Below are 12452 nucleotides of genomic sequence, written 5' to 3'. Positions count from 1 at the left end.
TTCCGGGCCGGCGGTGCCGGGGAGCGGCAGGCGGTGGCGGATCGTGTCCGCGACCGCCTGCCGCCCGCCATGACCACCGTCTTCCGATCGAGCGTTGCAGTTGTCGCCGTTCAAGCGGCGACGGATCAGCGCAACCCGGCGAAGAGGTCGTCCTCGGGCAGGGCCGCGCCGGTGGTGTCCTGGACGCGTACGAAGGTCTCGACGCCCATCAACTCCGTGAACCTCTTCTGGCCCATCTTGAGGAAGAAGATGTTCTCACCCTGGCTGGCGTGCGCGGCCAGCGCGTCGAACTTCTGAGCGCCGAACGCGGTGGTGTCCACCCAGGTGGTGATCTCCTCCTCGGGGAGCCCGATCTGCGCCATCGCGGCGGCCTCCTCGGGACTCGGCTCCTGCCAGTCCGCGTCGAACTCGCGCATGACCTCACCGAAACGCTGCATCATCGAGCGGGGCGCCGTCGTCCAGTACACCTTCGGCGTCGGCGACGTCATCGCCAGCGCCGCCATCGTGATGCGGTGGGCCTGGATGTGGTCGGGGTGGCCGTAGAAACCGTTCTCGTCGTAGGTCACGACCACGTCCGGCTGGTAGCGGCGGAAGAGCTCCGCGAGCCGGGCAGCGCCCTCTTCCACGGGGGTCTTCCAGAAGGAATTGGGGGCGTCATTGGTCGGCCAGCCCATCATCCCGGAGTCGGCGTAGTCGAGCATCTCCAGGTGGCTGATCTTCAGGACCTCGCAGCTGGCCTCGAGTTCCTCACGCCGCATCGAGGCGACGGCCGCCGGATCGTGCCCGGGATCGCCCGGCTTCACGCCCCCGGGTCCGTCACCGCAACCGCCGTCGGTACACGTCACGAGGACCGTGCGCATGCCCTCCGCCGCGTACCGGGCGAGGACACCGCCCGTTCCCGTCGCCTCGTCGTCGGGGTGGGCGTGCACCGCCATAAGCGTCAAGGGCGCGTCGTTCATAAGTGGTCCTCCTGTGTGAAATGGGCTGTGGCCCGCGTCCGTGGCAGGCGTGTGACGATCGTCCCCGAGATCGGAGACCGGACGTACCGCGGACACGGGGTACGGGGATCGCGTCGTGGCAGACGACGTTTTCGGTCTCACCGTTCCTCGCCGCACCCGCGCACCACCGATCCCTCAGCGCTGCAAACCCGCTGACCGGACCGACTGTTCCCGCTGGACACGCGAACCGACGAACTGCTTCCACCTTTTCCGCAGTAGGTCGAGAACGGTGGGACGCCGGCGAGGTCGCCTCGCCGACGCGGGATCTTCGCCGACGCGGCGCCTGCGGAGGAAACACGCAGAGGGCGGGAAGCGCTCCTCGCGCTTCCCGCCCTTGGCTCGCACGGGGACGTCCCACCCGGTGTCACGGCTCAGCAGACCGGACTCGATGAGAGCACGGTGCGGACTGCCGGGGGTCCCGAACGGCGTCAGTGCGTGGGTGCCGCCTCCGTCGAGGCCGTCGCGCTCGGCGCTGCCGACTCCGTGGGTGACGGCGTTGTGCTCGGGCAGGTCGGGTCGGGTTCCGGGTCCGTCGAGGGATCAGGGCTCGGGCTCGTCGTCTCCGTCGGGCACTCCGACGGTGGTGTCGTTTCCCCGGGGTCGGTGGGTGTGCCGGTGTCCGTCGGGCCGGGCGTGGGGGAGGGGGAATCGGTGGGCGGCGTCGGTGTCGTCGACGGGTCGGGCGTCTCGCTCCCCGAAGGCGAAGGCGACGGCGTGTGTGACGGTTCGGGCGTGGCCGTCGGGCTTCCGGACTCCGACGGATCGGGACCGACGACGATGCCGCCCCCGTCGGAATCGTCGTCGCCGACGGGTTCGGTCGCGGGGGTCCTGCCGCCCGCACCCGGGCTGTGGGGCACGACACCCTTGCCGTCGGGCACCGTGTGTGTGCCCGTCCGGTAGAAGGCGAACCACTGCCGCACGGTCCGCAGATACGCGTCGGAGTAGTTGTAGCTGAGGACGGCGGCATCGAGGTCGCCGGGGTGTGAGAGGTCGCGGCTTCCGGCACAAAGGTAGTGGCCGGAGGCCAGTGCCGCGTCGAACACGTTGTTCGGGTCGCTGACACCGTCGCTGTTGCCGTCGGCACCCCAGTGCCGCCAGGTCGAGGGAAGGAACTGCATCGGACCCACCGCCCGGTCGAAGACCGCGTCCCCGTCCAGTGACCCGCCGTCGCTGTCACGGATCAGCGCGAACCCGACGCCGTTCAGGGCCGGGCCGGCGATCCGCCCGCGGGTGGTCCCATCGGCTGTGACGGCACCGCCCCCGGCGTGTCCTGACTCCACCTTGCCGATCGCGGCGAGCAGTTGCCAGGGCAGACGGCAGCCGGCGTCCGTCCGGGACACCGACGTCTCGGCCGCCCGGTAGGCACGCAGGACCGTCGCGGGGATACCCGACTGGGCGCGGAACACGGTGGGGAGCGGAGCGGAGGCGGGCAGGTCCGGGCTGACCAGCGGCGGGAGTTCCGTGTGGTACGAGTCGTCGCCCGAGCCACCGGCCGCGGGCGCCGCGGGATTCGTCCAGGTGGGGCCGCCCTGATCGGCGGCGGGTGTGGTGCGGTGCTTCGTGCCCCCGCTCACCACCTCGGGAGCGCGGGAAGCGGTGAGGACCGCCAGTGCCGCGACGGCGATCGCGGTCGTCCGCAGGCCCTGGCGGGTCCGGGCGGACGGACGTCGGAGACGCGGTGCGGACATAGCAAGCTCCTGTCGATGGGGGGGGAGGCCGTCGGTCGGGCGGTGTCAGCGGCCGAAGGTGTCGATGCCGGAGACCAGCCACCGTCCGTCCCGGCGCACCACGTCCACGGCGAACATGGCACCCGCGTAGGTGCCCTGGTCGTCGGCCTTGTCCTTCTTGGCCGCGGTGCTGACGCTGCTCTGGTCGGCGTAGACGAGGACCCGGGCCCGGTCGCCGTCGATCCGCTCCACACCGCTGTCGGTGACCGTCGTCGTGATCACGGCCTTCTGCTGGTCCGCACGATCGCGCACCGCGGCGAAGAGATCGCGGTGCTGCGCGACGGCCTTTCCGGTGAGCAGCTTGCGGGCGGCCTCGTCGAAAGCCGCCGGGTGGGCGTGGTCGTACGAGAAGAGCGCGGCCACCGCCCGCGAGGTCTGGCCTTTGATCTCGCTCGTGGCGGAGACGTCCGTGAGCGCCGTGTTCTGCCGCGTGGGCTGATCCCGCAACGTGTCGGCCCGGGCGTGCGCCCACCCCGCGAAGCCGCCGAGCAGCAGCGTCAGTACGCACGACGCGCCGACGACATAGGACGTGCGACGCGGACGGTGAAAAGCCTTCGGGGGTTCGTCGGCGGCGTCGTCCGCATCCCGCACGCCGTGCTCGCCGCGGACGGTGTGTGCCGGGGCGGGGGAGCGGAGCGGGACCCGGACGAGTCGGCGTACCCCCTCGCTCGTCGGGCTCGGCACCGCCCTTGTGACGGTGCGCGCCGTGACGGTGGCCAGGGGTCCGTCGTCCACGACAGGGTCCGGCCTGTCGGCGCGGGCCTGGCGGCGGCGCTGGTGGTTGATGTGGTGCCGGGTGCTCGACATGGTGCGTGGGTCCTCTCGGTGCGGCCGGGTGACAGGGCGGACGGGACTCAGTCGCTCAGCGCCGAGCCCACGGGTGCCTGGCCGAGGTCGCTGAGCTTCCACCGGCCGCCCGTGCGGGTGAGTTCACCGAGCATGCGGCTGTCCTTGTCGCTGCTGCCCTTGGCGGCCCGGACGGTGATGCGCAGCGCCACCAGTACGCGGGCCCGGCCCGCCCGTTCGTCGAGTTCCGTGACAGCGCCGGACAGCACGCGGGCCGTGGTGACCGTCCCGGCGGCCTTCACCTGCTTGCTGAACGCGGTGCGGCCGTCGACGAGTTGTCTGTGCAGATCCCCCGTGGTCGAGGACTCCCACAGGTCCAAGCCGCTGTCCACTTCGGTGTGGTCGAGGGTGTTGAGATTCTGTACGGCCTGTTCGCCCGCCGTCAGTGCCTGGTCGCGCTGGACCGCGTAGGCGGCCGAGTTGTCGTGCGCGGCCCGGTACCAGTCGGTGCCGGCCCACGCGGCCATTCCCGCGGCCGCCAGAGCGAGGGCGAGGGCCGCGGCCGATATGGACCGCAGTCCTGTCAGGGCCCGTGCCGGGTTCTTCATCAGGTGCTCCCGTCTCGCGCTGATGGTCAGCGGGTCTGGATGTCGGCGATGAGCCAGCGGTCGCTCTCGAACCGGGCTGTGACGGACAGTTGGGCGGCCGCGTAGCTCTCCTTCGCGTCACCGCGTCGTGAGGTCTGGTCGAGGAAGACGAGCAGCTTCGCCGTTCCGCCGTGCAGTTCGACCACGCCGGTGCGCACGGCGACGGTGGTCAGGCTGACCTTCTGCCCGGCCAGATCCGACCGGACCCGGTCGAACAGCTCGCCGTACTGCCGGGCGGCGCGTCCCGTGAGCACCGAACGGGCCGACTTTTCCGTCGCGTCCGTGCCCTTCGGGGTGTAGGAGAAGACCCGCGCCAAGGCGTTGTCGACGTCGCCGGCGACGCGGTTGGTCGCCTCGGTGTCGGTCAGGGCGTGGTTCCCGGCGGACGGTGTGGACCGGGCCTGGTGCGCCTCGTAGAAGAATCCGGCGCCTGCGATCAGCAGAACGACAGCCGACGCGACGACGGCGAAACGGCGCCGGGCGGACGCGAAGCTCGCCTGCCCGGGAGCGCGGGCTCCCTCGGGCGCGTCGTCTTCGTGGTCGCCGACCTCGCGTTCGGCGGTGTCGGACGCGGGCTGCTCGGCGTCCGCTTCGGACGCGGACTCCGGCCGAGTCTCAGGGTGAAGTTCAGCTTCAGACTTGCCCTCGATCCGCCCCTCGCGGCGCGAGGCCTCCGCCTCGTGCTCCGTCGCGGTCGAGGGCTCGTCAGCGAGGATGTCTGCCGAGTCCTCGGTGTGCTCGCGCGAGGAGGTCCGCGTCCCGCCCCACAGCCGGTTCACGAGGTGGCCCCCTTGCTCGGCGAAGGCGAAGGCGAAGGCGAAGGCGACGTGCTCGTGCCGCCGTCCGCCTGCGGGACCGCGCTGAGGGCCCGCACGCGCCACTGCCCGTCGCCGTCACGTGCCAGGACGGCCTCCAGCCGCTTGCGCTCCGGAGTGGCTGTCTTCGACCCGACGGGCGTGACGTCGACCCGTACCGTCGCGATCAGCTTCGCCGTGCCCGCCCGGGTGTCGAGCGCCGTGACGGCGGCCTCCGTGACGGCGCCGCGCGCCGACGGCCCCGTCCGCGGCCGGGTGCTGCCCAACTCGTCGCGCAAGGGCCCCGTGGCGACGGTCCGCCACGCCCGTACGCCGACCTCGGCACGCTTCTGCGTCGACGCGTCGAGCGTGTTGAGGACGGCCAGCGCATGCCGCCCGTCGTCGAGCGCCGCGTCCCGAGCCTGTCCGTAGGCGAGCTGGTCATCGCTCCGGGCCTGCGCGTACGTCCACGCTCCCGTGGCGCAGAAGCCGAGCGCCAGGGCCAGCCCCATGCCGGTCAGCACGTTCGCCCGCCTCATCGGTCGCTCCCCGCGTCGAGACCCAGCAGCCCGGCCATACCGGTCGGTGAGGTGCCACCCGCGTCGGGCAGGGCCAGAGCGCCCGGCAGTGCGGCGGAGGTCTTCCGCGAGGTGCCCTGAGCCGCTCCCGAGGCCGACGAGGACCCCGAAGGCAGCGAACCGGGACGGGCCGGTGTCGGTACGCCGCCCCCGCTCGGAGCGTTCGCCGAGCCACGGACGTTCATGCCGCTCGACGGGGACGCGGTACAGGAGGCACCGGTGTTCAGCGCTGGTGCCGTCCCCAGATCGAGCCCGTTGCGGTAGCGGGTGGCGCCGTAGCCCTCGGTGCAGGGCAGCGGCTCGAAGAAGGTCAGCGCCAGACCGAGGTTGACCTTTCCCCCGTCGACGGCCGTCGCGCCGGCCGAGACGGCTGCCGGGTACTTCACCAGGAGTTCCTCGACACCGCGCTGCCGTGTGACGGCGACCTCCGAGGTGGTCAGGAGGTTCGCCAGGACCACGCCGAGGCTCGGATCGACGTCCCGCAGCAGTCCGCTGACCTGGGCCGTGGCGTCCGGAGCGGTCGCCAGCAGCCGACGCAGGTCGCTGTCCGAACCCTGCAGGGCGCGGGCCAGTTCGACCGCCCCCGACCCGAAGTCCCGGATCGCGTCGCCCTCTTCGGCCTGGGTCCGCAGGACCGTCTCCGAATCCGTGATCAGCCGCGTCGTGGCGGGCAGCGCGTCGTCGGCGGCGTCGACGAACGACGAACTGCTGTCCAGCAGCACCTGCAGATCGTCGCCCCGCCCCTCGAACGCCTTGCCGAACTCGTCCACCACCGTCCTCAGATCGTCCAGCGGCACCGACGTGACGAGGCCGTCGACGCTGGTGAGGACGTCCGTGACCGGGGCCGGAACCTGGGTGTCCGCGCGGTCCACGTGGGAGCCGTCCACGAGGTAGGGGCCGTCGTCGGCGGCCGGCCGCAGATCGATGTACTGCTCGCCGACCGCCGACAGGCTTGCCACGACGGCCTTGGTGTCGGAGGGGATCCGGGGCGCGGACTTCTTGATGTGCAGCTGGGCCACCACTCCGTCATCGGTCAGCTTCAACGGCCCGACCCTGCCCACCGACACACCCCGGTAGGTGACGTCGGAGTGCGTGAACAGGCCGCCCGTCGCCGGGAGCTCGACGTCCACCGTGTAGTAGTCGGCGGCCCCGACGTACCGGCCGAGATCGGCGTACCGGATGCCCAGGAACCCCAGCACGGTGACCGACAGCGCGAGAAAGGCGACGTTCTTGAGCCAGACGGCCCGGGTGATCACCGGTCCTCACCTCCGGTGGTCGCCGCGGGCCCGGCGGCGCCCGGCTTCACGGTGGTGACCGACGGCAGCGGCAACGACGACGCCTTGCGCGCCGAACGCTCGGACGACGCGTCGGGCGGGTCGGCCGTGGGGGACGGGGTGGGCGAGGGCGACGACTGCGCCGGGATCAGCGGAGGGGTGATCACCGTGCCCTGGGGTGCGGCCATCGTCAGGTAGACGTTCAGGTAGTCGCCCTTCACCCCGCTGATCACCTCGTCGGTGAACGGGTACGTCAGCAGGACCTGGAGTGAGTCGGGCAGATCGGTCCCCGCGTCGGCCAGTGCCTTGAGGCTGGGGGCGATGGCCTTGAGATCGGCGATCATGTCGTCCTTGCTCGCGTTGACGGTGGAGACGGCGGTGCCGGACAGCGTGTCGAGCGAGCGCAGCATGGTCAGCAGGGAGCCGCGCTGGTCCTCCAGCGTCTTGAGGCCCGGGGAGAGGTCGCTCAGTACGGTGCTGACGTCCTCCTTGCGCGCGGCCAGAGTGGACGCCAGCCGGTTGACCCCGTCGAGTGCGCCGGTGATGTCGCCGCGGTGCTTGTCCAGATCGGTGACGAGCGTGTCGACCCGCTTCAACGTCGACCGGATCTGGGGTTCACGACCCCCGAGGGCGGAGTTCAGCTCGGTCGTGATGGTCTTCAGCTGGTTGATGCCACCGCCGTTGAGCAGCAGGGACAGAGCCCCGAACACCTCCTCGACCTCGGTGTTGCGGTTGGTCCGGGAGACGGGGATGACACTGCCGTCGGCGAGCCGCCCCGCACCGCTGGACGTCGACGGCGCCACGAGCTGGATGTACTTCTCGCCGAGCAGACTGGACTGCTCCAGCCGGGCACCGGCGGTCGCCGGCAGGCGCACCGACCCGTTGATCTCCAGGGTGACGCGCGCCGACCAGTTCGCGTTCAGCTGGATGCGGGTGACACGCCCTACGGCGACGTCGTCGACCTTCACCGCGGCCTGCGGCACCAGGCTCAGCACGTCGTCCAGGTTCGCGGTGACGCGGTACGGGTGCGGGCCCAGGTCGGCGCCGCCGGGCAGCGGCACGTCCTCGATACCGTCGAAGCCGGGCAGCACCACCACCGCGGCCCCCACCGTCAGGACGAGGCCGATGCCGACGGCGATGAGGCCACGCACGCTGGAACCGATGGCCACACCGGTGCTGGTCGCGCCGCGGCTGACTTCCGCCGAACCCTCCCGCTCTTTTCTGCGCATCATCAGCCGGCTCCCCCCGCCGAGGTCGATGCCGCGCCGTCACCGGCGACCGGCAGCGGCAGGACGCTGATCTCGTTGAGGTCGGCGCGCCCGTTGAGCCGGCGCGTGTCCGGGTCGTAGGCGCCCACCACGTTGTCCGCGGCGAGCGGCGCGACGTCCAGGGCCTCGGCCAGGGACGCCCGTTGCCTGACGAGCGTCTGAGTGATCGGCACGAGCTTGTCCACGTTCTTCTTCAGCTCGCCCCGGTTGTCCTCGATGAAGGTCTTGACCTGGCTGAGCGCGATGCCGAGTTCCTTCAGCGCGCCGGACAGGTCGTCCTTGTTGTCGGCGAAGAAGCCGACGATCTCGTCCAGACGTTCCTGGGCGGTGCGGACGCCGGTGTCCTTCTTCTTGAGTATGGACGTGAAGGACTGGAGCTGGCTGAGCGTGGTGAACAGGTCGTCGCTGCTGCCGTCCAGGGTCTTGGCCGCCTTGCCGAACTGCTCGACGGTGTCGCCGATCGCCGCGCCGTTGCCGTTCAGATTGGCGGCGCCGGTGGCCAGCAGTCTGTTCAGGGCCCCGTCCGAGTTCACACCGTCCGGCCCGAGTGTCTTGCTCAGCTCGGTGATCTGGTCATAGAGCTGGTCGATCTCCATCGGGGTGCGGTTGCGTGCCGCGCTGAGCACGGCGCCGTCACCGAGGCGGGGCCCGGAGCTGTAGGCCGGGGCCAGTTGGATGTACCGGTCGGCGACGACACTGGGCGCGACGACGACGGCCCGCGCATCCACGGGCAGATGGATGCCCTCGTCGAGCACGAGCCGCACCCGGACCGTGGTGCCCTGCGGATGCACGGACTCCACCTCGCCCACGCGGACCCCCAGAATGCGCAGGTCCGAACCGGCGTACACACCGACGGCCCGGTCGAAGTAGGCGGTCAGCCGGATGCCGTCCGAGTCGTCGGCCAGCGCGGTGGCCGTGATGCCGCCGGCCAGCACCACCAGAGCTGCCCCCGCCGCGATGAGTGTTCTGCGCCTGCTCATCACCGACCGCCTTCCGCGGACGCGGCCGACTGCCCGGCGCCCGTCATCCGGGGCGGCACGCAGCCCGACTTCGGCCGGGACGCCTCCGGGAGGTATTCCGGCGGGACGACCCCGCACAGGTAGCTGTCGAACCAGTGCCCGCTGCCCAGCGTGTTCCCGACCAGCCGGTAGTAGGGGCCGACAAGAGCCAGGGTCTTGTCGAGCTGGTCGTTGTTGGCCTCCAGCACTCCGGTCACCCGGCTCAGCGCCTTGAGCGTGGGGCCGAGCTGCTTGTCGTTGTCCTCGACGAGACCGCTCAGCTCCTCGCCGAGCTTGCGGCTGCCGGTCAACAGCGCCTTGATGGCGTCGCGCCGGTCGGTCAGTTCGCCCAGCAGCGGGCCGCCGTCGTCGATGAGTGTCTCGAAGCTCGACCTCTGGTCCTTGAGCGTCTTCGTGAACTTGTTGCTCCCCTTGAGCAGCTCCGCCAGCTTCTGGTCCCGCTTGGACACCGTCTTCGACAGCGCCGACAGGCCGGTCGCGGCGCTGCGGACGTGCGCGGGCGAGTCGGCGAACGTCTGCGAGATCGTCTCGAAACTCGCTGCGAGCTGCTTCGTGTCGATGTCGTCGATGGTTCCGCCGAGATCCTGGAACGCCTCGGTGACGTCGTACGGGGAGGTGGTGCGGGACAGTGGGATCCGCACGCCGGGGCTCTGGCGCGCCCCGCCGAGCGGGTCGAGGGCCACGTACTTGTCGCCCAGCAGCGTCTTGATCGCGATGGCGGCGGTCGTGCGGTCCCCGATCCACGCGTCCTTCACCGCGAAGGTCACCTTCACCTTCGCGCCGTCGAGCGAGACGCCGGAGACCTCGCCGACCTTCACACCGGCGATCCGCACCTCGTCACCGTCCTTGAGCCCGGCCGCCTCGCTGAAGTCGGCGCTGTACGTGGTGCCGGAACCGATGAACGGCAGTGCCTGCACGTTGTAGGCGAGGAGACCGACGACGGCCAGCGCCGACAGGCCGACGAGGGCCACGGCCACCGGGTTGCGTTCCTTCACGGGCTTGATCCTCGGCGCGCGTCGCGCGGGCCGACGGCCTTGCACGGGTGCTGTCATGCGCCGCACCTCGATTCCGTGACGGAGATCCCGGTGGGCGGCTTCGAGCCGTCGGAGGTCCGCACGCCGGTCACCTTCGCCTCGCACAGATAGAGGTTGAACCAGGACCCGTACGACGCCAGGCGGGACAGCGTGGTCAGCTTCGCCGGGGTCCGGTCGAGGAAGTCCTCGATCTGCGGGGTGCCGTCGGCGAGGTTGTCCGAGAGCCGGCCCAGTTGCCTGATGTCCTGCTTGAGGGGCGCGCGGCCGTCCTGCAGCAGATCGGCGGTGACGGTGGTCAGTGATCCCACGGCGGTGACGGCCCGGCCCAGCGGCTTGCGGTCGTCGTTGAAGCCGGAGACGAGTTCCTTGAGGGTGACGACGAGGTCGTCGAAGGAGTCCTCACGGTCGTTGAGGGTCTTCAGGACGGTGTTCAGGTTGGTGACGACCGCGCCGATCACCTTGTCCTTGGCGGCGACGGTGCTGCTGAGGGACCCGACGTGCCGCATGAGGCTGTCGACGGTGCCGCCCTCGCCCTGGAGCACCTGGACGATGGATCCGGCCAGCTCGTTGACGTCCTTCGGGGACAGCCCCTCGAACAGCGGCTTGAACCCGTTGAAGAGCAGGGTCAGGTCGAGCGCGGGCGTGGTGCGGTCCAGCGGGATCGTCGAGTTCGCCGCGAGTGTCCCGGACAGGCCGCCCGTGCCGCGGTCGAGGGACAGGTAGCGCTGGCCGACCATGTTGAGGTACTTCACCGCCGCGGTCGTCGAGCGGGGCAGCGTCCGCTCCTCGCTCACCGTGAACGTGACCTGCGCGGTGCGGCGGTCGACGACGTGGACGCCGGTGACCTCGCCCACCTTGACGCCGGCGATGCGGACGCTGTCGCCGTCGACGAGTCCGGTGACGTCGCTGAACAGCGCCCGGTACGTACGGCCCGAGGCGCCGACGCCGGTACCGGCGACGCTGTACCCGAGGATCGTGGTGGCCAGCGCGGTGACCACGATGAAGATCAGCGACTTCAGCAGCGGCCCGGTCAGGGGGCGGCGTCGGATGTGCGCGTCGGAGGAGGGGGTCACTTCAACGTCACATCCGTCCCGCGCAGCGCAGGGCCGACCAGCAGGCTGCTCCAGTCGGGCAGGTCGTCGGCCCGCTTCCCGGCGGCCGGCGCGATCAACTCGTTCACCAGCGCGTTCTCCTGCGGGGAGTTGGCCGGGCCGAGATCCTGCTCGACGTCTGCGGACACGGTGGCGGCGGGGCGGGCACCCGTGCCCAGATACGGCACCGGGTAGCACTTCGGACCGCCGCCGGAGTTGTACACCGGCGTGTCGTGGCCCGCCGTGTACGCGCCGCGGCTCGTCTCGCCGGTCACGTCCACGTGGAGTCCCGGACGGTCGGTGCCCTTGCCGAGTGCCTTGTCCATCTCGGGCACGAACTCGGCGAGCGTGCGCAGTGTGCAGGGGAACTCCGAGGAGTACTCGGCCAGCAGCCGCAGTGTGGGCCGTGACGTCGCGGAGAGCCGGATGATGTTGTCCTTGTTCTGCCGCAGGAAGCTCGTCACGTCCTCGGCGGTGCGTGTCGTCGCGCCGAAGGTCCGCGACAGGTCGCCCTCCTTCTCGGCGAGCGTTCCGGTGGTGGTGGTGAAGTCGGTGAGCGCCGTGAGGATGTCGGGCGCCGCGTCGGCGTACACGTGGCTCACTTTCACGAGTTCCTTGAGATCCCTGTTGAGGGCGGGAAGTTGGGGATTGAAGCGGGCCAGGTGCCGGTCGAGCTTGCTGAGCGTGGCGCCGAGCTTCTCGCCGCGTCCCTCCAGGGCCTGGGAGACGGCCGACAGGGTCTGCGACAGCTCGGCCGGCCGTACAGCGGTGAGCATCGGCAGGACGTCGTCGAGCACCTGCTGGAGCTCGACGGCGCTGGCCGAGTGGTCTTGGCGGATGACGGCGCCCTTGGCCAGCGCCGTCGGGGACGGTGCGGCCGGGGGTACGAGGGCGACGTAGCGTTCGCCGAACAGGGTGGTCGGCAGCATCTGCGCGCGCACGTCGGAGGGGATGTCGTGCAGGACGCCCGGGCGCAGGGCGATGCTGAGCCGGGCGCCGTTCCCGGCGGAGCTGATACCGCGGACCTCGCCCACGACCACGCCGCGCAGTTTCACCTCGGCGCCCCGGTGCATCTCGTTGCCGACGCTGCCGGTCTCCACCGTGATCGGGTCGGAGTCCACGAACTTCTTGTCGTAGACGGCGATCGTGCCGTAGATCAGCAGGGCGGTCACCAGCGGGAAGGCCAGACCGGCCGAACGCCGCAGCGCGGTGGGCGAGGTTCCTCGGCGCCGCTTG

The 12452-nt window shown here is 70.9% G+C and carries 12 protein-coding genes; all 12 read right to left on the bottom strand.

Translation table 11 applies throughout. The features are described 5' to 3' along the window. Positions 1-125: 125 nt before the first annotated feature. The 12 genes from ACIRQH_RS37395 to ACIRQH_RS37340 all read right to left on the bottom strand — a co-directional run bounded on the left by ACIRQH_RS37395 (position 126) and on the right by ACIRQH_RS37340 (position 12403). Positions 126-959 carry a PIG-L family deacetylase gene (locus ACIRQH_RS37395; protein WP_358817688.1) on the bottom strand — a complete coding sequence of 278 codons (834 nt, stop codon included), beginning with the start codon at positions 957-959 and terminating at the stop codon, positions 126-128. Between the two features lie 467 nt (positions 960-1426). After that, positions 1427-2686 carry a hypothetical protein gene (locus ACIRQH_RS37390; protein ID WP_404229596.1) on the bottom strand — a complete coding sequence of 420 codons (1260 nt, stop codon included), beginning with the start codon at positions 2684-2686 and terminating at the stop codon, positions 1427-1429. Between the two features lie 45 nt (positions 2687-2731). After that, positions 2732-3532 carry a hypothetical protein gene (locus ACIRQH_RS37385; RefSeq protein WP_404229593.1) on the bottom strand — a complete coding sequence of 267 codons (801 nt, stop codon included), beginning with the start codon at positions 3530-3532 and terminating at the stop codon, positions 2732-2734. 47 nt (positions 3533-3579) lie between these two features. After that, positions 3580-4119 carry a hypothetical protein gene (locus ACIRQH_RS37380; protein ID WP_404229590.1) on the bottom strand — a complete coding sequence of 180 codons (540 nt, stop codon included), beginning with the start codon at positions 4117-4119 and terminating at the stop codon, positions 3580-3582. A 26-nt stretch (positions 4120-4145) separates the two neighbouring features. After that, entirely contained in the window at positions 4146-4808 is a 663-nt protein-coding gene (locus ACIRQH_RS37375; RefSeq protein ID WP_404229722.1) for a hypothetical protein, read from the bottom strand. 125 nt (positions 4809-4933) lie between these two features. Then, complete coding sequence (locus ACIRQH_RS37370; protein WP_358817693.1) at positions 4934-5491, bottom strand: hypothetical protein; 558 nt, start codon at positions 5489-5491, stop codon at positions 4934-4936. Then, positions 5488-6786, bottom strand: coding sequence for an MlaD family protein (locus ACIRQH_RS37365; protein ID WP_358817694.1), 1299 nt, complete (start codon positions 6784-6786; stop codon positions 5488-5490). The genes ACIRQH_RS37370 and ACIRQH_RS37365 overlap by 4 nt, the downstream gene beginning before the upstream one ends. After that, a complete protein-coding gene (locus ACIRQH_RS37360) occupies positions 6783-8033 on the bottom strand; it encodes an MCE family protein (protein ID WP_404229719.1) in 1251 nt (416 codons plus the stop codon). The genes ACIRQH_RS37365 and ACIRQH_RS37360 overlap by 4 nt, the downstream gene beginning before the upstream one ends. 2 nt (positions 8034-8035) lie before the next feature. Beyond that, positions 8036-9052 carry an MCE family protein gene (locus ACIRQH_RS37355; RefSeq protein WP_404229587.1) on the bottom strand — a complete coding sequence of 339 codons (1017 nt, stop codon included), beginning with the start codon at positions 9050-9052 and terminating at the stop codon, positions 8036-8038. Further along, entirely contained in the window at positions 9052-10143 is a 1092-nt protein-coding gene (locus ACIRQH_RS37350) for an MCE family protein (RefSeq protein WP_404229584.1), read from the bottom strand. The genes ACIRQH_RS37355 and ACIRQH_RS37350 overlap by 1 nt, the downstream gene beginning before the upstream one ends. Beyond that, complete coding sequence (locus ACIRQH_RS37345) at positions 10140-11198, bottom strand: MCE family protein (protein ID WP_404229581.1); 1059 nt, start codon at positions 11196-11198, stop codon at positions 10140-10142. The genes ACIRQH_RS37350 and ACIRQH_RS37345 overlap by 4 nt, the downstream gene beginning before the upstream one ends. Beyond that, entirely contained in the window at positions 11195-12403 is a 1209-nt protein-coding gene (locus tag ACIRQH_RS37340) for an MCE family protein (RefSeq protein ID WP_404229716.1), read from the bottom strand. Before ACIRQH_RS37340 ends, ACIRQH_RS37345 begins: the two co-directional genes overlap by 4 nt. Between the last annotated feature and the right edge of the window lie 49 nt (positions 12404-12452).

The organism is Streptomyces sp. NPDC102279 (assembly GCF_044766365.1).
In the GTDB taxonomy this organism is placed as follows: domain Bacteria; phylum Actinomycetota; class Actinomycetes; order Streptomycetales; family Streptomycetaceae; genus Streptomyces.
This window is presented reverse-complemented; position numbering and strand designations above follow the sequence as displayed.